This window comes from Jezberella montanilacus (genome assembly GCF_003003055.1).
In the GTDB taxonomy this organism is placed as follows: Bacteria; Pseudomonadota; Gammaproteobacteria; order Burkholderiales; family Burkholderiaceae_B; genus Zwartia; species Zwartia montanilacus.
Genome location: NZ_PVTV01000019.1, coordinates 78,762 through 101,011, shown reverse-complemented (window position 1 = coordinate 101,011; position 22,250 = coordinate 78,762). Strand labels below are relative to the sequence as shown.

21 protein-coding genes and 2 tRNA genes are annotated in these 22,250 nt (G+C 51.9%); 8 read left to right on the top strand and 15 right to left on the bottom strand.

Going from position 1 to position 22,250, the window contains the following annotated elements; genetic code table 11:
* Nucleotides 1–133: 133 nt before the first annotated feature.
* The 7 genes from BCM14_RS15120 to BCM14_RS15090 all read right to left on the bottom strand — a co-directional run bounded on the left by BCM14_RS15120 (nt 134) and on the right by BCM14_RS15090 (nt 4,215).
* The gene (locus BCM14_RS15120) at nt 134–1,180 is read right to left on the bottom strand and encodes a quinone-dependent dihydroorotate dehydrogenase (protein ID WP_106228878.1); all 1,047 of its coding nucleotides are present in this window, start codon (nt 1,178–1,180) and stop codon (nt 134–136) included.
* A gap of 19 nt (nt 1,181–1,199) precedes the next feature.
* Nucleotides 1,200–1,940 carry an arginyltransferase gene (locus BCM14_RS15115; RefSeq protein ID WP_106228877.1) on the bottom strand — a complete coding sequence of 247 codons (741 nt, stop codon included), beginning with the start codon at nt 1,938–1,940 and terminating at the stop codon, nt 1,200–1,202.
* Nucleotides 1,941–1,993: 53 nt separating this feature from the next.
* On the bottom strand, nt 1,994–2,749 hold the full coding sequence (gene aat / locus BCM14_RS15110) for a leucyl/phenylalanyl-tRNA--protein transferase (RefSeq protein ID WP_106228892.1): 756 nt from the start codon (nt 2,747–2,749) through the stop codon (nt 1,994–1,996).
* Between the two features lie 26 nt (nt 2,750–2,775).
* Complete coding sequence (locus BCM14_RS15105; RefSeq protein WP_106228876.1) at nt 2,776–3,357, bottom strand: NUDIX hydrolase; 582 nt, start codon at nt 3,355–3,357, stop codon at nt 2,776–2,778.
* Nucleotides 3,358–3,361: 4 nt separating this feature from the next.
* Nucleotides 3,362–3,988, bottom strand: a complete 627-nt coding sequence (locus BCM14_RS15100) for a DUF2946 family protein (RefSeq protein ID WP_106228875.1) — start codon at nt 3,986–3,988, stop codon at nt 3,362–3,364.
* 34 nt (nt 3,989–4,022) lie between these two features.
* Nucleotides 4,023–4,096, bottom strand: a tRNA-Cys gene (locus BCM14_RS15095).
* A gap of 43 nt (nt 4,097–4,139) precedes the next feature.
* Nucleotides 4,140–4,215 (bottom strand) — tRNA-Gly (locus BCM14_RS15090).
* A 112-nt stretch (nt 4,216–4,327) separates the two neighbouring features.
* Between BCM14_RS15090 and murB the strand changes: the two genes are divergently transcribed.
* Nucleotides 4,328–5,383 (top strand): UDP-N-acetylmuramate dehydrogenase, encoded by a 1,056-nt coding sequence (gene murB, locus BCM14_RS15085; protein ID WP_106228874.1) that lies wholly within the window; start codon nt 4,328–4,330, stop codon nt 5,381–5,383.
* Here murB and dapB read toward each other — a convergent pair.
* Complete coding sequence (gene dapB / locus BCM14_RS15080) at nt 5,378–6,172, bottom strand: 4-hydroxy-tetrahydrodipicolinate reductase (RefSeq protein WP_106228873.1); 795 nt, start codon at nt 6,170–6,172, stop codon at nt 5,378–5,380. The genes murB and dapB overlap by 6 nt on opposite strands.
* A gap of 22 nt (nt 6,173–6,194) precedes the next feature.
* Nucleotides 6,195–6,764, bottom strand: a complete 570-nt coding sequence (locus tag BCM14_RS15075; RefSeq protein WP_375318495.1) for an outer membrane protein assembly factor BamE — start codon at nt 6,762–6,764, stop codon at nt 6,195–6,197.
* Between the two features lie 91 nt (nt 6,765–6,855).
* Here BCM14_RS15075 and fur point away from each other — a divergent pair, with 91 nt between their 5' ends.
* Nucleotides 6,856–7,290, top strand: a complete 435-nt coding sequence (fur, locus tag BCM14_RS15070; protein WP_106228872.1) for a ferric iron uptake transcriptional regulator — start codon at nt 6,856–6,858, stop codon at nt 7,288–7,290.
* Here the strand turns inward: fur and recN are convergent.
* Nucleotides 7,287–8,930 (bottom strand): DNA repair protein RecN, encoded by a 1,644-nt coding sequence (gene recN, locus BCM14_RS15065; protein WP_106228871.1) that lies wholly within the window; start codon nt 8,928–8,930, stop codon nt 7,287–7,289. The genes fur and recN overlap by 4 nt on opposite strands.
* Nucleotides 8,931–8,935: 5 nt before the next feature.
* Nucleotides 8,936–9,835: an NAD kinase gene (locus tag BCM14_RS15060; protein WP_106228870.1), complete on the bottom strand. Its 900-nt coding sequence runs from the start codon at nt 9,833–9,835 to the stop codon at nt 8,936–8,938.
* A gap of 62 nt (nt 9,836–9,897) precedes the next feature.
* On the opposite strand from BCM14_RS15060, the gene hrcA reads away from it, so the two are divergent.
* The 5 genes from hrcA to dnaJ all read left to right on the top strand — a co-directional run bounded on the left by hrcA (nt 9,898) and on the right by dnaJ (nt 16,083).
* On the top strand, nt 9,898–10,914 hold the full coding sequence (hrcA, locus tag BCM14_RS15055) for a heat-inducible transcriptional repressor HrcA (protein WP_106228869.1): 1,017 nt from the start codon (nt 9,898–9,900) through the stop codon (nt 10,912–10,914).
* A gap of 79 nt (nt 10,915–10,993) precedes the next feature.
* Entirely contained in the window at nt 10,994–12,085 is a 1,092-nt protein-coding gene (gene hemH / locus BCM14_RS15050) for a ferrochelatase (protein WP_106228868.1), read from the top strand.
* A 98-nt stretch (nt 12,086–12,183) separates the two neighbouring features.
* Nucleotides 12,184–12,759, top strand: a complete 576-nt coding sequence (gene grpE / locus BCM14_RS15045; RefSeq protein ID WP_106228867.1) for a nucleotide exchange factor GrpE — start codon at nt 12,184–12,186, stop codon at nt 12,757–12,759.
* A 155-nt stretch (nt 12,760–12,914) separates the two neighbouring features.
* Nucleotides 12,915–14,861: a molecular chaperone DnaK gene (gene dnaK / locus BCM14_RS15040; protein ID WP_106228866.1), complete on the top strand. Its 1,947-nt coding sequence runs from the start codon at nt 12,915–12,917 to the stop codon at nt 14,859–14,861.
* A 91-nt stretch (nt 14,862–14,952) separates the two neighbouring features.
* Nucleotides 14,953–16,083 carry a molecular chaperone DnaJ gene (gene dnaJ / locus BCM14_RS15035; protein ID WP_106228865.1) on the top strand — a complete coding sequence of 377 codons (1,131 nt, stop codon included), beginning with the start codon at nt 14,953–14,955 and terminating at the stop codon, nt 16,081–16,083.
* A 92-nt stretch (nt 16,084–16,175) separates the two neighbouring features.
* Here the strand turns inward: dnaJ and BCM14_RS15030 are convergent, their stop codons facing one another.
* From BCM14_RS15030 to BCM14_RS15015, 4 genes are all read right to left on the bottom strand, one after another.
* Nucleotides 16,176–18,953, bottom strand: coding sequence for a M16 family metallopeptidase (locus BCM14_RS15030; protein WP_106228864.1), 2,778 nt, complete (start codon nt 18,951–18,953; stop codon nt 16,176–16,178).
* Nucleotides 18,954–19,043: 90 nt separating this feature from the next.
* Complete coding sequence (locus BCM14_RS15025) at nt 19,044–20,213, bottom strand: vWA domain-containing protein (RefSeq protein WP_106228863.1); 1,170 nt, start codon at nt 20,211–20,213, stop codon at nt 19,044–19,046.
* Nucleotides 20,203–20,820, bottom strand: coding sequence for a GNAT family N-acetyltransferase (locus tag BCM14_RS15020; protein WP_106228862.1), 618 nt, complete (start codon nt 20,818–20,820; stop codon nt 20,203–20,205). The genes BCM14_RS15025 and BCM14_RS15020 overlap by 11 nt, the downstream gene beginning before the upstream one ends.
* Before the next feature lie 50 nt (nt 20,821–20,870).
* Nucleotides 20,871–21,758, bottom strand: a complete 888-nt coding sequence (locus BCM14_RS15015) for an AAA family ATPase (RefSeq protein WP_259673669.1) — start codon at nt 21,756–21,758, stop codon at nt 20,871–20,873.
* Nucleotides 21,759–21,880: 122 nt separating this feature from the next.
* Here BCM14_RS15015 and BCM14_RS15010 point away from each other — a divergent pair, with 122 nt between their 5' ends.
* A complete protein-coding gene (locus BCM14_RS15010; protein WP_106228860.1) occupies nt 21,881–22,243 on the top strand; it encodes a c-type cytochrome in 363 nt (120 codons plus the stop codon).
* Nucleotides 22,244–22,250: the final 7 nt, after the last annotated feature.

The window sequence follows — 22,250 nt, the reverse complement described above, 5'->3', positions numbered from 1 at the left end:
GCGTCTTAGCCTGTGGAGAGTTGGCGCAGTCAGGCCGCTCTGTGAAGCAGGAACCCACCGAAGCGACTCGCAAATCATCGCGTAGCGCCGTAGGAATCCCCGTCCTTTAGGCCGGGGAGGATGTCAATGATAATTACCTTTGTGTCGCAATCGTTCGGACGCATTCTCCGACCAAGCTCGGTCCTCGATAAATCAAGCCGGTGTACAGCTGCACCGCCTGAGCGCCCGCTTGCATCTTTTCGAGAGCGTCTTGTCCGCTCATGATCCCGCCCACGCCGATGATTGCAGTCTGAGCCCCAAGCTTTTGTCTCAGCCGACGAATCACATGCAGTGACTTTTGATGAAGGGGTGCGCCCGACAGCCCCCCGGCCTCATCTGCGTGTTGCAGGCCTTGCACAGCGCTGCGGTCCAGCGTCGTATTGGTCGCAATCACACCATCAATCCCAAATCTTGGCAGCAAATCAGAGACGACATCGATCTCTTCGTCGCTCAGATCGGGTGCGATTTTTACGACCATCGGGACGCGCTTGCCGTATTGGTCAGCTAAGGCCTTCCTACATTCGGACAGCGCCGTCAGTAAGGACGTCAGTTCAGATCCCGATTGCAGGGCACGTAAGTTTTTAGTGTTAGGCGAAGAAATATTGACGGTGACGTAATCGGCGTGTGGATACACGGCAGTCAAGCCAAGCAAATAATCGTTCGCAGCTTGTTCAATGGGCGTATCTGCATTTTTGCCAATGTTCAATCCCAATATCCCGCCATTGTCTCGCCATTGGCTGCTTTTGACGTTAGCCAAAAACGCCTCAAGACCCAGGTTGTTGAAGCCGAGACGATTGATCAGTGCGCAAGCCTTGACTAGCCTGAACATGCGGGGTTTGGGGTTACCCGATTGCGCTCGCGGCGTCACCGTGCCAACCTCAATAAAACCAAAGCCGAGATTGCCCATGGCGTCAATATGGGCGCCATTTTTATCCAATCCTGCTGCCAAACCAACAGGATTTCTTAGCGCCAGGCCCATGAGCTGAATCGGTGCTAAAGCTTGATCGTGCAGGAAGCCTCTGGTGAGTGCGCAATCGTAGGCTTTTTGCAGCGCGTCTAGTGTGGCTTCATGAGCAGTTTCAGCATCTAAAGCGAACAGAGCGGCTCGGGCGAGGGGATAGGCTTGAAACAGGATCGACATGAATGGGTTCGCTAAAAAATCAGATCTCAGTGGTCGTTGGCAAAGTATCTTGCCACTGGCCATTGAAGCGGTATTGAGCTGGTTGAAACGCGGCTTTATAAGCCATTTTTTGACTGTTCTGAATCCAGTATCCCAGATACAGCCAGGGCAACTCAAGTGAGTGACACTGTTGCAGCTGCCACAAAATACTGTAGGTGCCCAGGCTGCCCGGGTAATCGGGCTCGTAAAAAGTATAGACCGAGGACAAGCCATGTTCGAGCACATCGATGATGGACACCATCAACAATTTCCCGTCTTCTTGCCTGAATTCAACAAGCCTTGTATTGACTCGACTGGCGAGTAAGAATTGGCTGTATTGGGTTCTGCCATCTTCATCCATACCGCCGCCAGGATGCCGACTTGCTTGATATCGTGTGTAAAGATCAAAATGCTCAGGCGACCACGCCAGTTCAGCAACTAGTGGGCGTAGCTCCTGATGCTTTTTCGCCACACGCTTTTGCGTCCGATTGGGGCTAAAGCGTTTGACATCCAGACGAACTGGCACACATTGTTTGCAGTCGTCGCAGTGGGGTCGATACGTGAACAAACCGCTGCGCCTGAAGCCTTCATCGACGAGGTGAGAGTAGGTGTCTGTGTTGATCAGATGCCCCGGTGCTGCAACTTGAGAACGTGCTTGCCGGTTCGGCAGATAGCTGCAGTCGTAGGCTGCGGTCGCATAAAACTGTAATGCTGAGAAGGGAAGCTCTTGGAGTCTGCTCATGGCTTGGGCCTCGCCCAAAAAACGTTTCAGTTTTGATAGTACACGGCTAGGTATTAGCCCAGCAATGATAAAGATTGTAGTTGCCCGCGATGGTCGATCCAACCAGGTCTCCAGGGCATGCTGGGCTGCTCAATAGTCAAGTCAAGATGGGCTAAAAACTCCTGTCGAGTAATCGGCTTGGCGCCCAGCGTAGCAAGATGGTGCGTTTGCATCTGGCAGTCGATCAGCTTCACGCCCCCCTGCTGCAACAGTCGGACCAGATGAACTAAGGCGATTTTCGAGGCGTCTGTTCGATGTGTGAACATCGACTCACCAAAGAACATTGCCCCTAGGCTGATGCCGTAGAGTCCGCCAGCCAATTCACCATCGATCCAAGTCTCGATGCTGTGGGCTTCTCCGATCTGATGCCAGGCGCAGTAGGCTTGTTGCATCTGCTTGGTAATCCATGTGCCGGGTTGCCCGTCGCGAGGGGTGTTGGCGCATTGATACATGACGCGTTCAAACTGCGTATCCACGGTCACCACGACCTCGAAGTCAGCAGCACTTTGTTTGTTTGCGATTTGCTTCAAGCGCTTTTTTAAACTGTGCGAAACGTGCAAGTCTGCACAGTTGAGCACCATTCTTGGCTCAGGAGACCACCAAAGAATCGGTTCGCCTTGATTGAACCACGGGAAAATTCCTCGCGAGTAGGCCCGTCGCAGTGTTGGGATGGTGAGATCCCCGCCAGCAGCAAGCAGACCAGCAGGTTGACGTAGCGCACGACTAGGATCAGGAAAGGATGCCCCTGAAACGAGCCAGGGCAATTCAATTGAGCTCATCCCGATGTTTGGCTGGCCTAGCCCCGCGTGGGAGTCAAAGCGTAGTGGTGGGGCCCGAATTTACCAGTCTCACGGTCCCGCAAATAGTGCTTAAGTGTTGTAGAGACCGATCTGAACGATAAGTTATCCCAAGGGATATCTTCCAAAGCGAACCAACGGGCTTCGAGGGTCTCAGGCCCAGGATCCAGGCGGGCACTTCGGGCTGTTGCCAGAAAATAAATATGAATCTGATCCGCTTGAGGGATGTCTATCGTCGTGTACAAATGGCCAAGTTCGATATCGGCGCCTGCCTCTTCTTGCGTTTCGCGCTCTGCGCCTTGGCTCAGGTTCTCACCAAGCTCCATGAAGCCAGCAGGTAATGTCCACGTATTCGCGCGCGGTTCAATCGCTCGCAAACAAAGCAAAACCTGGTTGCCGAGGATGGGCATCGTGCCGACGACCACTCTGGGATTCTGATAATGAATAGCGCCGCATTTCTCACACAGATCACGTTCCCGGTTATCGCCGGGAGGGACACGACGAGTAATCGAATGCCCGCATTGGCCACAAAAATTCTGTAGTCGCGGCGCCGGGAAAAAGAAGTTAGGATCGTTATTCATCACTTTATTTTACCGGCACGCCGGGATTTGCGATGAATTTCATTTCAGTGGAGATTTTTTGAGACGGTACCCAACTGAGCGGCGCAAATTTGCTGAGCGCCGGGAAGCGCTGTTCTTTCTCTGGTGCCCCCAGGCTTAAGCCAGGGGGGCTATCTTGCCCGCCAGCTTCCACCCGATCCAACAAATTAAGGCCGAGATCATCGACTAACAAGTCTGCCAGTAAGAAGAGATCACGGTCGTCGATCCTTCCTGGCCCAAGATCAGTGTCGGCATAAACATTGCCCAGATCATCAATCAGCCAACGCCTGACCTGTTTGACGACTAGATTATTGTGGGTGAGCAAGGTGCCGTTTTCTGGCATGAGACGCAGGACGTAGGGGGCGGCGTCTAGCCTGACGTAAACACGTTGTGGACCGTTCTGAAAAAAATACCGGCCATCACCTTCATTTGAATAATTACGACCAAAAAAACTGAGGATTTGGGTATTGCTTACGCCCACACCGGGGCCACCCTGTTCTGCGTCTCCATTTGGATGCAGGCGCCATTCGCCACGACTGCTCAGTGATAACCAACCGGCGACTGCAGGGACATTGGGCCAACGAACGATTGAGTCAATAACGGATTGATCCATGCCTAAGCCGCTTTAGCTTGAGATATTAGAAGGCTGGAGGCGCAACCCGGAATCGAACCGAGCTTCACGGATTTGCAATCCGCTGCATAACCACTCTGCCATTGCGCCAGCAAAAACTGAAAGGGGGAAGCATGGTGCTTCCCCCTGGATTTGGAGCGGGAGAAGAGTCTCGAACTCTCGACCTCAACCTTGGCAAGGTTGCGCTCTACCAACTGAGCTACTCCCGCATGATGACTGCCTGCTCGCGATGATTGCCTGAAAAATTGAAGCTTGAAACCTACCGCTTGAACTTCAAGTAATATCAGCGAAGACCAGAATCATAGCAAATATTTCTAACTGATGTCAATTCAAGACCGAAGCCCTCATCCTACGACGCTCGATTTTCAGCACGTGAACTTGCAAAGCCACAACACACTGGGCCTGGCGTGTCAGGCGAGTAGGGTGGTTGATCTTGTTGATCTGGATCAATTACCGGCAATCTCTCAAATCGCTCAGCAAGGGCAGCAGTGGATTGTCTTAGGCGGTGCAAGCAACGTGGTGTTACCAGCGCAACTTGACCGACCAGTCTTACGCGTCGCGTTGAGAGGCATCAAGTTGATTGCTGAAGAAGCTGACGCTTGGATCGTCGAGGCGGCAGCCGGTGAAAATTGGCATGAGTTTGTCCTTCATTGCTTGCAGCAAGGCTGGCCTGGACTTGAAAATCTTGCCCTGATTCCGGGATCGGTGGGTGCGGCCCCTGTGCAAAATATCGGCGCCTATGGGGTTGAGCTCGATACAAGAATCGAATCAGTACGGGCCTGGCATGTTCTTGACGGATGTTTTGTTACCTTAAGTGCGCAGGCGTGCAGCTTTGCTTACCGTGATAGCGTCTTCAAGCACTCAGCCGCGGGCACTTGGGTCATTGTCTCGGTGCAGTTCAGATTGCCCAAACCTTGGATAGCAACCACTCACTATCCTGATCTCGCCAGGCATCCTTTTGTATCCAACCTGTCCTCGGAAGAGTTGAATGCCTCTCGTGTGTTCGAGGCGGTGTGCCAGATCAGACAAACCAAGCTACCAGACCCTAAAGTGCTCGGCAATGTCGGTAGCTTTTTCAAGAATCCCGTCGTTTCTGCGGAACGGTTTGCGTCGCTTCGCCAAGCTTTCCCGGATGTCGTGGCTTACCCTCAAGATGACGGCCAAGTTAAATTGGCTGCTGCCTGGCTGATTGATCGAGCCGGCTGGAAAGGGCAACGCAGAGGTTGCGCCGGTGTCCATGACAGACAGGCTCTCGTGCTAATCAATGAGGGTGGTGCCAGCGCTGACGATATTCTTGGCCTTGCCGCAGCCGTGATCGCGAGCGTAGAGGATCGTTACGGCGTGCAGCTCGAGATAGAACCCACCGTCGTTTTATAGGCCCAAGACGGTGGGCATGTCGTAGAGTCCCGTTTTTTTGTTTGCCAGATAACGCGCCGCGCGAAGGCTACCCTCGGCGTAGCCCGCTCGATTGCTGGAGCGGTGAGTGATTTCAATGCGCTCACCCGCGCCACAAAAATAGACGGTGTGATCGCCAACAATATCGCCACCACGGACGACCGAAAAACCGATTTTGCCGGTTTCTCTGGGCCCAGTATGGCCCTCGCGAGACCAGATCGCTACGTCATCCAGATTTTTACCCCAGGCGTTGGCGACGACCTCACCCATTTTAATGGCAGTGCCCGAAGGTGCATCAACTTTATGCTTGTGATGAGCCTCGAATACCTCAACATCATAGCCGGCGTTGAGAATGCGGGCAGCGATATCCAGCAGTTTGAACGTGGCGTTAACACCGATGCTCATATTTGGGGCAAACACTACCCCAATGGATTGCGACGCTTCGTTGATAGCAGCTTTGCCGGCGTCATCAAAACCGGTTGTGCCAATGACTATGTTGACACGGTGGGTCTGACAAGCCGATAAGTGTTCAAGCGTGCCTTCTGGCCGGGTGAAATCAATCAGACAATCTGCCTGCGCCAGCGCATCGAGCGAACTAGTAATGATGACACCGCTGTTGCGACCCAGAAATGCGGTGGCATCCTGCCCAATTGCCGGGCTACTCACATGGTCGAGAGCAACAGTTAAGCGCAGGTCATCTGATTGCGCGATTGCTTCGATGAGTGTGCGACCCATCCGGCCACTTGCACCTGCTATAGCGATTCGAGTCATCGTCAAAACTTTATCGTGTTGTTTAGCGCATTGGCTGAGTGCCCGTCACACCTGTATCGGTCGACGAAGCTGGTTCAGCCTGGTTATCAGTCAATACACCGTCGATCTGTATGCCGGGCGCAAGTGTTTTCGAGGGTTCTAAACCGGCCGCTTTGGTCTGGTCATCGTCGAGTTTGATTTGCTTATCTTCTCTCTCGGATTTAGTCACTTCATCTTTAACTATTTGGTATGGCTGAAGTTCAGGTTGTTCGTCGCCAACCCATTTGTCGAGTTTGCCGTCGACAAAGAAAACTGTGAATTTTCGTTCTTCGATATTGCCGTTACCAGAACGGTAGAAATATGGATAATCCCAACGATTTGCATGGAAAACGTCCGTTAAGGCGGGAGAGCCCAGGGCAAACTTGACCTGTTCTCGGGTCATCCCGGGCTTAATCATCGCGACCTGATCTTTAGTAATCCAGTTGCCTTGCTGTACGCCAACTTTGTAGGGAAACCCGAACTTGGTTGAAGTACAACCAGCTAAGGTCATTGTTAAGCCGCAGCAGAGCACGCCAATGCGGGCGAAATAAGCAAATTTTGTATAAATTGACACTGCGCTGCCCCTGTTGGGAAAACAATCAAAGACGGTATGATAAAGCTTTACAGAGTCTATTGTCATGACGGTTATCAACTAAAGGGAATTCGTGCAATTAGATAAAAATGAAAGTGGGCTGAAAGATCTCGGGCTAAAGGCAACTTTCCCTAGGCTAAAAATCCTCGATATCTTCCGTAAGTCGGATTCTCGCCATCTAAGTGCCGAAGACGTCTACCGGTCTTTGGTCAGTGATAGCGTAGATATTGGTTTGGCAACGGTATATCGTGTCCTGACACAATTTGAGCAAGCTGGCATCCTGCTTAGAAGTCAATTTGATGGCGGCAAAGCCATTTTTGAACTCAATGACGGTGACCACCACGATCATCTGATCTGCACGCACTGCGGCACAGTCGTCGAGTTTTCTGACGATGAAATTGAAAAACGACAGCATCAGGTCGCCAGTCAGAACGGTTTCACGCTCGAGAGTCACGCGATGGTTCTATATGGCGTATGCGCCAGTTGCTCCAGTCAAGGGACTGGTTAACCCGTCAGCAACTCTTTCGCGTGTTCTCGCGTCGTTTCGGTGATTTTTACCCCGCCCAGCATCCTTGCTATCTCTTCGATACGTGCTGGTTGCTGCAGGCGTTCAATTTTTGAGATAGTGGTTTGATTGATTTGCTGCTTGCTCACCTGAAATTGATACTGGCCACGCGCGGCAACCTGGGGTAGGTGCGTCACGCACAAGACCTGGTGGCGGTTGCCTAGCTCCGCCAGGAGGCGACCCACTACTTCAGCAACGGCCCCACCAATTCCCGAATCCACTTCATCAAATATCAGCGTGGGCACTCTTGCTGCCCGGCTTGCAATCACGGATAAAGCGAGCGAGATGCGGGCAAGTTCACCCCCAGACGCCACTTTTGCCAACGGACGAGGGCTTGTACCGGTATGGCCGGCAACGAGAAATTCGATTTGATCTTGTCCGTGTCCTGAGGGATTGGTCTCTGTCACGGCAATCTGGAAGCTTCCGCCTTGCATAGCAAGTGTTTGCATGGCCGTCGTGACTTCTTGGCTTAAGCGCGTCGCTGATTTTTTTCTGGCCAGGGATAAAGTCTGTGCCGCTGCTTGATAGGCTTGCTTGAGCGTGGATTCTTCTTGTTTGAGCGCTTCAATATCGGTTGAAGCAATTAGCGCATCACGCTCTGCCAATAAGCTTTGAAGCAGAGTAAAAAGATGTTCGGGATCGGTTTTGAGTTTTCGGGCGGCATCGAAAAGACTGCTCATTCGAGCCTCGACCACAGACAGCCTTGCTGGGTCGAGCTCTACCCCTGAGAGGTAGACATTTAAGTCTGAAATTGCCTGATTAACATCATTGCTCGCTGATACCAGAGCATCTTGAACAGCTTGCAACGAAGTATCGTGCTTCAACAAGGAGCCGAGTGTTTTGACTGCCACTGCCAGCTGATGTTGGGTCGACGACTCTGATTCATCTAGCATCGCCAGCGTGCTCGACGCGCCATCTATCAAAGCTTGGGCGTGCGCCAGGCGTGTGTGCTCTGCAGAGATATCGTCCCATTCACCCGCGATCAGGCGCAGGGATTGCAGTTCACTAATTTGCCAGTCTAGTTTTTCTTGAGCAACCGCCAGTGAACTGGCATCCTGAGTGGCAGCTTCGAGTTTTTTGAGGACGACGCGCCAGGATTTCCAGGCTTGTAAGGTGTCTTGCTTTAGCGCCTGATGGGCGCCGTGTGCGTCGAGCAGATCCCGCTGATTGTCGCCTCGCAACAGACTTTGATGAGCGTGCTGTCCGTGAATATCGATCAGTTGCTCACCAACCTCTTTGAGCTGCGTCAGGTTGACCGGCGATCCGTTGATGTAGGCACGGCTGCGTCCCTGAGCGTCGACAACACGCCTCAGGACTAATTCATCCTCAGCTTCAAGGTCGTGCTGCTCAAGCCATTTACCGATATCTTTAGTCGGTGTGAATACTGCACTGATCTCTGCTTTTGTGGCACCCTCACGCAGCACGCTGAGGTCTGCTCGTTCGCCCAGTGCCAGGGCGAGCGCATCAATGAGAATGGATTTGCCAGCACCTGTCTCGCCAGTGAAGACAGTAAACCCGCTATCAAATTCGATGTCGGCCCGATCGACGATAACGAAATCACGGATGTGTAAGGCTCGCAGCATTCGGTTTAATCTCTGTCTTGATTGCCGCTGGGCATGCGGTTCCAGTCGAGTTTACGACGCAGAGTGGAAAAAAAACTGTAGCCGGCTGGATGCAGAAAGCGGATATTGTGCGGGGCTCGTCTGACCTGAATCACATCGCCTGGCAGCAGGTCAGACCAGGTCTGCATGTCAAAGTGAACGCTAGCACCCGCTTCAACTCGACTCATCGAGGTCAGGGTGATGCTGAGCTTGCCTTGGTCAGGGATCAAAATTGGCCGGTTCGAGAGCGTTTGAGGTGCGACTGGCACCAGCAAGATGGCGTTGACTGCCGGATGAACAATCGGCCCAGCCGAAGAGAGTGAATAAGCTGTTGACCCGGTCGGGGTAGCGACGATCAGCCCATCCGCCCGCTGGGTGTACATGTAGGTGTCATCAACTGCGACGCGAACCTCGATCATGCCGCCACGTCCGGCTCGGCTCAAAACCACATCATTGAGCGCTGTGGCTGAAAAGAGTTTGTTATTGCCTCGCCAAACGCTACCTTCGAGCAACATGCGTTGCTCGGTTTCGTAATTGCCTTCGAGCAGTTCGTGCAGGACTTGTTCGGCATCTTGCATGGGAACGTCGGTGATAAAGCCAAGCCGGCCGTGATTGATGCCCACGACCGGGACCCCAAACGGAGCCAGATGTCTTGCTGCCCCAAGCATGGTGCCGTCGCCGCCCATGACAATGGCAAGACTGGCTCGCGCGCCGATCTCGTCGAACGTTGCCGATGGATATTCGCTGACACCGGTGTGTTGTGCCGTGACCTGTTCGATCAGGACTTCACGTTTGGCAGCAACCAGCCGGGCGGCAATCGCCCGCAGTTGACCTTGCAACCCAGCATCCTGGTAACGGCCGATTAAAGCGACAATTGGAAAATGCATCAAACACCCGTCTCAATAATTCTTGATGGATTATAGGGGCGCAGAGGTAGAATAACCACACTATGGATGATCGCTCTCGCGCACTACTTAAAGCATTGATCGAACGTTATATCGATGACGGGCAACCGGTCGGGTCGCGCACCCTATCAAAAGTGTTCGATCTGTCGCCAGCCACAATACGTAATGTGATGGCAGACCTGGAAGAACTCGGGCTTATACATAGTCCGCACACGTCGGCGGGGAGAATCCCGACGCCGCGTGGCTACAGGTTGTTTGTGGACACCATGCTCTCGGCTCAACCTTTCGAGCTTAACGTCGGCAAAAATGTTCGTGATCTTGCCCCGGCTTCTGACCCAACCCGAGCAGTGAATGCCGCTGCTGATTTGCTTTCTAGCCTGACTCAGTTTGCAGGTGTTGTGCTGGCGCCCAGACGCTCACACGTCTTTCGGCAAATTGAATTCATCCGGTTGTCAGAAAAACGTATTTTGTTGATTATCGTCACACCAGACGGAGACGTACAAAACCGGGTGCTGTTAACCCCACGTGACTACTCTGACATGGTGCTGATTGAAGCAGCCAACTTCTTTAACCATAATTTCGCAGGCAAATCGTTTAGCGAGGTTCGTCAAACTCTGGCCAGTGATCTGGCTCGGTTGCAAGAAGATATGTCCCGTCTGATGCAAGCGGCGGTTGAAGCAGGTGCTCAAGCGGCGGACGAAGGTGAAACCGTGGTGATATCCGGCGAACGCAAGCTGATGGACGTGAATGAGTTGGCGTCTGATATGGATCGCTTGCGCAAGACCTTCTCGATGTTTGAACGCAAGACCGATTTACTTCAATTGTTAGACGTATCGAGTCGTGCCGATGGTGTTCAGATTTACATTGGGGGCGATTCGCAACTTGTGCCAACAGAGGATTTAACTGTTATCACCGCGCCTTACGACGTGGATGGCCGGATAGTCGGAACACTCGGTGTGATCGGCCCAACAAGGATGGCCTATGAACGAGTGATTCCTATCGTTGATATCACCGCTCGATTACTATCCAGTGCCCTGAGCCACTACCATGTCGATCGTTAGCGGTTTTGACACATTGGCGTGTTCTGATCGCTTCGCGTGTCGATTATTGAATTCTTCGTATCCGTTTTAAGGCTTCACTGTGTCAGAAAACCCTAAGCAACGATCCTTCGGCCGATTTTGGGCCAAAGCCAAGCAAACTGAGCGCTTTATCCCCTGGCCAGAGGCTTTTAACAAGGGACGAGTAGGCGTAGTGCTGAGTAATCTCGGGACACCTGATGCACCAACAGCCCCCGCCATCAAGCGATATTTGAAAGAGTTTCTTTCAGATTCGCGTGTGATTGAAATCCCCAAGTTACTGTGGTGGCCTATTCTCAATGGCCCTATCCTGTTGGCTAGGCCTCGTAAGCTAGTGCCGCGTTACGCCAGTGTCTGGATGCCGGAGGGCTCACCGCTGATGGTCTATACCCAGCGTCAGGCGCAGCTCGTCAAGCAGTTATTTGTTGCCCGTGGCATGGACGTGCAAGTCGAAGTAGGGATGCGCTATGGTAATCCGTCGATAGGCGACGCCATCAAGCGACTCGATAGTCAAGGCTGCGATCACATCTTGATTGTGCCGATGTACCCGCAGTACGCGTCAAGCACAACCGCAACGGTGGTGGACGAGGTCGCGCGGGTACTCGGAAAAATGCGAGATCAGCCAGCCCTGCGGTTTATCAAACGCTTTCATACTGATCCGAGGTTTATTTCAACTTTAGGTAATCAGATTGCACGCTTCTGGGGCGCTGAAGGTCGTCCGCAGAAGCTAGTCATGAGCTTTCACGGGTTACCTCAGCAGTGCGTGGATTTGGGCGACCCTTATTGTCGCGATAGCTATGAGACTGCGCGTGCCTTGGCAAACTATTTGGGCTTAGCTGACGATCAATACCTGGTGACCTTTCAAAGTCGTTTTGGCCCGACCAAGTGGCTTGAGCCCTACACGGAGCCGACGTTGAAGCGATTGGCCGAAGAAGGGGTGACCGAGGTTGATGTGGTTTGCCCTGGATTTTTGGCGGATTGCCTGGAAACCCTGGAAGAGATACAGGTCGAGGTTCGTGAGACCTTCATGCATGCCGGGGGTAAACAGTTTCGCTATATTCCGGCGCTGAACGACAACGCCGAGTGGATTGAATCGTTTGCGGATCTGATCGATACTCATTTGCAAGGCTGGCCTGTTAAAACCAAGCAAAGCTGAGTGCAAATTTTTGTCAATCTGACGAAAAAACTGCTCTTGAAAGACTAGGGGTTGCCCCCATTTAAACCAGTATCTATGGTTCTTTTCGGAGCAGTTCAATGACCTCGCAGCAGGATCCCACCAAAGTCGCCCCTGAATCTACCTCTGGCGCTCAAACAGCCGAGCAAACTTCGCAGTCGGTTGAGGCCGTTGCTGATCCCCTCGTCGCGCTTCAGGCTGAGCTGGAAGCCGCACTGGCGCAGGTCGCACTGAATAAAGATCAGGTTTTGCGAGCGCACGCAGAGATGGAAAACGTCCGCCGTCGCTCACAAGACGAAGTGTCCAAAGCCCGTAAGTTTGGGATCGAATCGTTTGCCGAGGGCTTGGTGCCCGTGATGGATAGTCTTGAGGCAGCACTCGCTCAGACAGACCAGTCGATTGAGGATATGAAAACGGGTCTTGAAGCAACCCTCAAGCAATTGGTGTCCGCGTTCGAGCGTAACCACCTGAAAGGCATTGCACCCGGTGCGGGCGATAAGTTCGATCCTCACCAGCATCAGGCGATCGCCACGATTCCGGCTAACCAACCCGCTAACACCATCGTGTCGACTCTGCAAAAAGGGTATCTGATCGCAGATCGTGTTTTACGCCCGGCCCTGGTGACCGTATCGGGCGGCCCAGCCGCGACGACTTAATTGGCAAATAAATTTTTAGCCAATGATTAGGGCAAATTTTTGTCTGCTTTTTAAGTAAATACCGATGATTTCGGACTTGAAATAGCCAAAAATCCCCCCAATTACCAAATATCAACATTTCATTTATTTCTGAATTCTGAACAAGGTAAGACACCATGAGCAAGATTATCGGTATTGACCTCGGTACAACCAACAGCTGCGTTGCAGTGATGGATGGCGGTCAGGTTCGCATCATTGAAAACGCCGAAGGCGCCCGGACGACACCTTCAATTGTTGCCTATCTTGAAGACGGCGAGTCTTTAGTTGGCGCGCCTGCTAAACGTCAAGCGGTCACTAATCCAGCGAACACCCTTTATGCGGTCAAACGTCTGATCGGTCGCAAATTTAGTGAAGACGCCGTGCAAAAAGACATCAACTTGATGCCTTATAAAATCGTCAAAGCTGATAATGGCGATGCCTGGGTTGAAGCTCAACACAAAAAACTGGCTCCCTCACAGGTTTCAGCAGATATTCTGCGCAAAATGAAAAAAACCGCCGAAGATTTTCTCGGCGAAGAAGTAACTGAAGCCGTGATCACGGTACCTGCTTACTTTAACGACAGTCAGCGCCAGGCAACTAAAGATGCTGGTCGTATCGCTGGCCTGGACGTTAAGCGGATTATTAATGAGCCAACTGCCGCAGCCTTGGCGTTCGGTATGGATAAGTCTGAAAAAGGTGATCGCAAGATTGCTGTTTATGACTTGGGCGGCGGTACGTTTGACATTTCCATCATTGAAATTGCTGATGTAGATGGCGAGAAGCAATTCGAAGTACTGTCAACCAACGGTGACACCTTTTTAGGTGGCGAAGACTTCGACCAACGCATCATCGACTACATCATTGCTGAGTTCAAAAAAGACCAAGGCGTGGATTTGTCTAAAGACGTGCTTGCGCTGCAGCGTCTGAAAGAGGCAGCTGAAAAAGCAAAGATCGAGCTCTCATCCAGCCAGCAAACCGAAGTTAACCTGCCCTACATCACAGCTGATGCTAGTGGTCCTAAGCACTTGAGCGTAAAAATTACTCGGGCCAAGCTTGAAGCTTTGGTTGAAGAGTTGATCGAGCGCACCATGGCCCCTTGTCGCACAGCGGTCAAAGATTCTGGCATCAAAATTTCTGACATCGATGACGTCATTTTGGTAGGCGGCATGACCCGCATGCCTAAAGTTCAAGAAAAGGTGAAAGAATTTTTCGGTCGCGAGCCACGCAAAGACGTGAATCCTGACGAAGCAGTGGCTGCTGGTGCCGCGATTCAGGGCTCGGTTCTGTCTGGTGATCGTAAAGACGTGTTGTTGCTGGATGTGACACCCTTGTCTCTGGGTATTGAGACGTTGGGCGGTGTGATGACCAAGATGATCACAAAGAATACGACGATCCCAACACGCTATTCGCAATCATTTTCGACTGCCGATGATAACCAGCCTGCTGTGACGATCAAAGTATTTCAGGGTGAGCGTGAAATCGCTGCCGGTAACAAGACGCTGGGCGAATTCAATCTTGAAGGGATCCCCCCAGCACCACGCGGTGTGCCACAAATTGAAGTGACTTTTGATATCGATGCCAACGGTATTGTCCACGTGTCTGCGAAAGACAAAGGCACTGGTAAAGAGAACAAAATCACGATCAAGGCAAACTCTGGTTTGACCGAAGAAGAAATTCAACGGATGGTTAAAGATGCTGAAGCTAATGCGGTTGAAGATCACCGTATGGCTGAACTGGCTCAAGCGCGCAATGCAGCGGATGGCCTGGTTCACTCGACCAAAAAGTCGTTGACTGAATACGGCGATAAGCTTTCAGAGGAAGAGAAGACCGCAATCGAATCCGCCATTGCTTCGGTTGAGGAAGTCTTGAAAAACAACGCTGATAAAGAAGCGATCGATTCTAAAGTTGAGGCCTTATCAACAGCATCGCAGAAACTAGGCGAAAAGATGTACGCTGATATGCAGGCTAATCAAGCTGCTAGTGCTGCGGGTACCCCAGGTGCTGAAGAGCATGGTAGCGCCAAGCCAGCTGATGACAACGTCGTTGACGCTGACTTCAAAGAAGTCAAGCGCGACGGCAAGTGATCGACGAGTAGTAACTCTCACCGCCCGGGTGCTCTGAATAGGGCTTCCGGGCGGAAGTTTTTTTGAATCTTGTTTGCAAGAACCTTAAATCATGGCAAAGCGCGACTATTACGAAATTCTGGGCATTGGTAAAAATGCCACCGAGGAAGAGATCAAAAAGGCCTATCGTAAGATGGCCATGAAACACCATCCTGATCGTAATCCAGACAGCAAAGATGCCGAGTCAAAGTTTAAGGAAGCCAAAGAGGCGTACGAGATGCTGTCTGACGACAGTAAACGCGCTGCCTACGACCGCTATGGGCATGCGGGGGTCGATCCTAATGCCGCCGGCATGGGGGCTGGTGGTGCTGGGGCGGCTGGTTTTGGCGACGCATTTGGTGATATTTTCGGTGAGATATTTGGTGGTGGCGGGGCTCGCCGCGGTGGTGGCCCCCAGGTCTATCGCGGAAGCGACTTGAGGTTCTCGATGGACATCACGCTTGAGCAGGCAGCAGCGGGCTTTGAAACCGACGTCCGGGTTCCAAGCTGGGAAAATTGCGAAGTTTGTAAAGGCAGTGGTGCTAAACCTGGCACGACGCCGATTTCTTGTCGTACTTGCGGAGGCGCAGGTGCCGTAAGGATGCAGCAGGGCTTTTTCAGCGTGCAGCAGACGTGTCCCAAGTGCCACGGCTCTGGTAAAGAGATCTCTGATCCTTGTGTCAGTTGTGATGGCGTTGGTCGCACCCGGAAGAACAAAACCCTGCAAGTCAAGATACCAGCGGGTATCGATGATGGCATGCAAATCCGCGTATCGGGCAATGGCGAACCGGGCATTAATGGTGGCCCACCTGGCGATCTTTTTGTTGAGATTCATCTTAAAGAGCACAAGATTTTTCAGCGCGAGAATGATGACTTGATTTGCCAAGTCACGATACCGTTTACGTTGGCAGCTTTGGGTGGCACAACCCAAGTACCGACTCTCAACGGGAAGGTAGACATGACCATCCCCGAGGGTACTCAGTCAGGCAAGCGGTTCCGTCTGCGAGCCAAAGGTATCAAAGGTGTACGCTCGGCTTATCCCGGTGATCTGCATTGCCATATTGTTGTTGAAACCCCGGTCAAACTGACCGACGATCAAAAAGAGTTGTTGCGGAAGTTTGAGTCATCCTTAAACGAGCAAGGGGCACGGCACTCGCCTGAAAGTAAATCCTGGACTGATCGGGTCAAAGCTTTCTTTTCTTAATTAGAAATAAATAGCCAGCCCTGGAGGCTGGCCATTTAAGCTTTGCGCTGTCCTGAGCGGTTAAGCTCAGGGAACGAAAAGACGGTGCACCCCTATTTCTTGAAATCTCCTGCCGCCACGCTACTAAAGGCCTCTGGCTTGAGATACTTGCGTACTGCTGCATTCACTTGTTCTGTGGTCAGTGCCGCAACCTTTTGATCGAGCTCAGCAGAGCGCTTGAACGTGCGATTGGTATCGAGATATTCAAGCCAAGCAGCAGCGACCGTACCGTCCTGGGCGCGAGCAAGTTTCTTGTAGTTCAAGAGGGCCTTCACGCCGTCCTTAACTTCTTCATCCGTGAAGCCATCTTTGACCAGCCGAGCCAATTCTTCTTGAATAGCTGTTTCAACTTTAGTTCGGTTTTGAGGTGCGAAAATGGCGTAGATCGTCCAGGTGCCGGAAGGTTCGAACGCTGAGGCTGTCAGGGATGAGCGAACGTTGTAGGATAAGCCTTCTTTCTCACGGACGCGCAACCAGAGTCGTGATGTCTCAGAGGTTCCCAACATGAAGTTCACGAGCGACAAGGCAGGGTAATCTTCGTTCGTGTCCTGCAAAGCCAGAGGCATCTTGGCCAGGTAAAACGCATTGGCTTTATCTGGTGTGATCGACTCCATGCGCTCGGCTGGCACTTGATGGTAAGGGTTTGGGATCCGGGCGTAAGGGGCGGATTTCTTCCAGCCAGCCAGCCCTTGCGTGATCGTTGCTTCTAGTGTCTTAGGATCGAAGTCACCCACAGCTGAAATGGCGATCTCGCCCGCACCATAAAACTTCTTATGAAAGCCAACGAGTGCGTCACGTTTCAAACCTTCGATTGAAGCCAGCGATTCTTCAAAAGAAGGTGTGTAACGAATATCGTCTTTGGTATATGGATTATCGTGGCGAGCCAGCATACGAGCGGCGATAGAGGTCGGCTCAGTCATAGCGCTCTTTAGTCCCGTGATTGTTGAGCGCTGGTATTCATCAACTTGATCTTGAGCAAAATTGGCATTGCGCACCACATCCAGCATCAGCGCAGTCAAGGCATCAATATTGGGTCGAGTGGTTGACATAGCAATCGTCACGGTGGTCGCGGCGCCTGATACTGAGACCTCTGCTTGCAAGGCGTCTATCTTGTCGCTGATTTGTTGACGAGTCATTTTGTCAGTGCCTCGAGTCAAGAGCTCTGCGCTGGCAAGTGATGCCAGCTTTTGCCCCTTGAGAGAGTCGACAGAGCCAAACTTAATCGCGATGTTGACCTTGACTCGCTCGCCTCGTGTTTGCTTGGACAGCAAAGCGAGTTTCACGTTGCCGTTGGCGAGTTTCAGTGTTTTGCGTTCAGTTCGTGCGTCGATGTTGGCGGGCTCCGGGTCAAAGGCCTCAGCTTGTTTGACGTTAGCGTCGCCTTTGTAATCCTTGAGATCACTACTTAGATCCGGGATGGCAACCTGAGGGGCGCGAACAGGCTTGATCGTGGGTATGTAGGTGCCTTCAGTACGGTTGGCAGTGATGAGATAGTCGGTCGCTACCCGTTGCAAGTCAGTAAGTTTGGCTGAGCGAATGTTGTCTCTTTCAACAAACATCAGGCGCCAGTCTCCCACCGCAATTGCCTCAGATAAGCCAACACCAATCTTCTGCGGATCACTGAACGTTTGGTTCCATTGCGTGAGCCACTGACTGCGAGCGCGATCCAGTTCGACTTGCGTAAAGGGTTGTTTGGCGATGGCCTCGACGGTTTGGGTCAGGGTTTGCAAGGACTTTTTCGTATCCATTCCTGGCTGCAAGCTTGCACCAAACATCGCAATACCAGGGGCGTACTGATCCATGGTCATGGCGAACACACTCGTGGCCTGTTTGCTGGGTAACATGGCTTTGTAAAGACGACCTGAAGGGGTGTCACCGATGATCATGCTGGCCAGATCAAGCGCGGCAAAATCCTTGGTGCTTGCCGGTGGGACGTGATACATAGCGGCGACTAAAGGCGAACCACCCGTCCGGCGCAAGGTCACACTGCGTTCCCCGTCTTGCACAGGCTCAACCGTGTATTCGGCTGGTAATTTGCGACTGGGCTTAGGGATGGGGTTGAAGGTTTTGGCAATCTCTTCAATGGTAGTTTGCGGATCAAATTTGCCAGACACGATCAGCACGGCGTTATCGGGTTGATAGTACAGGCGGTAAAAAGCTTGCAGGTGCGAGATATCGACCTGCTCTACATCTGAGCGGGCGCCGATGGTCGTCTTGCCATAGTTATGCCATTGGTAAGCGACGCCGAGCATTTTTTGCCAGAGGGTTTGAAAGGAGTTGTTTTCACCATTTTCCATTTCGTTGCGCACGACGGTCATCTCGGTATCGAGATCTTCGCGGGCGACTTTAGCGTTGATCATGGCGTCGGCTTGCCAGCCGAGATACCAAGATAAGGTGTCTGGGTTGGCGGCAAAGCTCGCGAAATAATTGGTGCGATCTGATGAGGTTGAACCGTTGGCCTGCAAGCCTCTTTTCGAGAATTCGGCGAGCGAGTTGGGGTGGGTAGGCGTGCCTTTAAACAGCATGTGCTCTAACAGATGCGCCATCCCGGTTTCGCCATAGTTCTCGTGACGGGATCCAACCAAATAGGTCATATTGACGGTCGTCGATGGTTTCGAGTCATCTGGCGCCAGCAAGATGCGAAGGCCATTGCTGTCGAGGCGATATTCCGTGATGCCTTCAACAGTGGTGATTTCGGTCACCCCGACCGGTAAATTGCCTGCAAAGCTGGTTGCTGTGTGCAAGGCGACAAAAGATAACGAGGCAGTAACAATAGCGCGAGTGACGATGCCAGTCAGGGCGTCACAATGGACGCCAGTCAATAAACGCATGGGATCTTCCTAAATTGTTTGATTCGTGCAGACACTTCGTTTGAGCGTGTCTGCGACAATTGGTTCACTTCGTTACTTCATTTCTTGAGTCTATTTCGATAGCAATCGCATGGCTTGTTCAATACCTGAGACAGTCACGGGAAACATTTTGTCTTGCACCATATTACGAATCAGCGAAATCGATTGCCGGTACTGCCACGAGGCTTGAGGCTCTGGGTTAAGCCAAACCGATTTTGGCCAAGTTGAGACGATTCGTTGTAACCAGTCGGCACCCGACTCTTTGTTGTAATGCTCGACTGAACCGCCGGGTTGCAATATTTCGTAAGGGCTCATCGTTGCGTCGCCGACAAAGATCAAACGCCAGTCTGCATTAAATTTACGGATCACATCCCAGGTCTCGAAACGCTCCATTTGTCGGCGACGGTTGGATTTCCAGAGATGCTCGTAGGGACAATTGTGAAAATAATAGACTTCCAGGTGGCGGAATTCGCTGCTGGCTGCCGAAAAGAGTTCTTCAACACGGCCGATGTGGTCGTCCATACTGCCACCGACGTCTAATAGCATCAGCACTTTGACGTTGTTGTGACGCTCTGGGATCATCTTGATATCAAGAAAGCCAGCGTTGCGAGCAGTGCTTGTGATCGTGTCGTCGAGATCCAGTTCAACTTCACTACCTTGACGGGCAAATTTTCTCAGCCGACGCAAGGCTACCTTGAAATTGCGGGTACCAAGCTCAAGGGTATCGTCGTAATCGCGAAACTGCCGCTCATCCCATACCTTGACCGCGGTCCGGTTCCCTGCCGATTTACCACCCACTCGCACTCCTTCAGGATGATAGCCACCATTGCCGAAAGGTGAGGTTCCGCCGGTTCCTATCCACCGGCTGCCGCCTTCGTGGCGACCCTTTTGCTCATCGAGACGTTCTTTGAACATATCCATGAGTTTGTCCCAGCCGTGCTTTTCAAGCTCGGCTTTTTGCTCGGGTGTCAGCTTCTTTTCAATTTCTTTGACCAGCCAATCAAGCGGTATTTTTTTTCCGGGCAATTTTGCCTCAATGCCCCGGTAGTAAAGGGCAAAGGCTTTGTCAAACCGATCGAAGAGCGTTTCGTCTTTGACAAGTGTCGTTCGAGCCAAAAAATAAAAATCTTCTAGCGTGGGTGACATCAAGGGATGAGTCAACGCTTCAAGCAGTGTCAAATATTCTTTGACAGAAACTTTCAGCTTCTGCGTGCGCAAGTGGTAGAAAAAATCAACTAGCATGGCGCTTTAACTGATAGAGCAAGTGCGCGTGAATCTCGGGCCACTCACCTGCTGTCACGCTATACATATAGGTATCGCGAACGGTGCCATCGCGGCGCAGCGCGTGATGACGGATAACACCATCGAGCTTGGCGCCTAGTCTTTCTATGGCGCGTTGCGAGGCATAGTTGTAATTGTCGGTTCGCCAGCCGACGATGGACGCCCCAAGCGTTTCAAACGCGTGCTCCAGCAACAGCAGTTTGCACGTTGTGTTCAAGTGGGTGCGTTGATGGCTTTGGGCATACCAAGTGAAACCGATTTCCAGGCGACCGACAGAATGGATGATGTCGTGATAACTCGTGCAACCCATGACTTTGCCGCTTGCTTCGTCAGTGACAACGAAAGGTACACGGTGACCTTCTGCCAAACCAGTGAGCGCAGTTTGTATATAGGCCGATGTGTTTTCAGGCTCAGGGACAGAGGTGACACGAAGATCCCAGAGTGCGCCATCGGCTGCGGCTAGTTTTAGACCTGCCTCGTGTTCAAGAGTCAGGGGTTCGAGCTTCACGCCACGACCAGTCAGTGTGGTCGGGCCTGGGGTAATCTTGAATCCGGTGAGTTTGCTCATTCGAACGAGCCTCCTTTGTTGCGACATACGAGTCGCAGTCGCTTGGCTAATTATTGATTTGGACGACGGACCGAGTTGCGTGTGACCGAGGCCAGACGTTCAAGTAATTGCAAATCTTGTTCATTTTTGAGTAATGCACCAGCCAGCATTGGGATCGACGTTGCGGCATGTGCATCGATCTGCTCTGCTGTGACATCCTCAGAAATCAAGAGACGCAGCCAATCAAGAAACTCTGAGGTTGACGGCTTTTTCTTTAAACCGGGTGCATCGCGAAGCTGAAAGAAGGTGTCAAGTGAGGCACGCAAGACATCTGCATGAACCTTCGGGTAGTGAACGTCAACAATGCTGCGAAGGGTGTCGCGATCGGGGAAGCGGATATAGTGAAAAAAGCAACGACGCAAGAACGCATCGGGCAAGTCTTTTTCGTTATTTGAAGTGATGATGACTAAAGGGCGATTGTGCGCTTTGATCGTTTGGCGGGTCTCGTAGACGTGAAACTCCATTTGATCGAGTTCTCTGAGCAGATCGTTGGGGAATTCGATGTCCGCTTTGTCGATCTCATCAATTAATAAAACCACAGGTTCGGGTGATTCAAAGGCTTGCCACAGTACGCCTTTTAAAATGTAGTTCTGAATATCGCGTACTTTTTCGTCACCAAGTTGCGAGTCGCGCAACCTGGACACGGCGTCGTATTCGTAGAGACCTTGGTGAGCCTTGGTGGTTGACTTGATGTGCCATTGGAGTAATGGACGACCCAACCCGCGCGCAACCTCTTCGGCCAGCATGGTTTTGCCCGTGCCGGGCTCGCCCTTGATTAAAAGTGGTCGTTGCAGGGTCAGGGCGGCGTTGACGGCTAGTTTTAAATCATCGGTCGCCACGTAGCGGTCGGTGCCGTCAAAGCGTTCAATCAAGCTGTTTTTGTTTGCTGCGTCAGTCATTAGTCGTCTAGCTCCCGTCATTTTTTTAGTCTATTTCGAGCAATTATCGTACAATCATAAGGTTTTTGCGGCCGGACTTTATTGTCCGGGACTTTTTTTGCCAAGCCAAGAGTCATTTCATCATGTTGTCGACATTGACATTTCGCAGTCTCACGACTCGTCTAGTATCCCTGCTAATAGTAGGGACAAGTGCTGCTCTGTCAGCCTCTGCTTCTGCTGCTGATGCACCTGCTGGTAATGCGGATGCTGCTAAGGCAAAAATCTCGATGTGTATCGGTTGTCACGGGATCCCCGGCTACAAAGCCAGCTTCCCAGAGGTGTATTCAGTTCCAATGATCGCTGGTCAAAGCGATAAATACATCCAGGCGGCACTGAAAGCGTATGCATCAGGCGCGCGGACTCATCCTACGATGGATTCCGTAGCGACTAGCCTGTCGGATCAGGATATTGCTGATCTGGCAGCTTATTACTCCAGTCTTAAATAATCGGGGG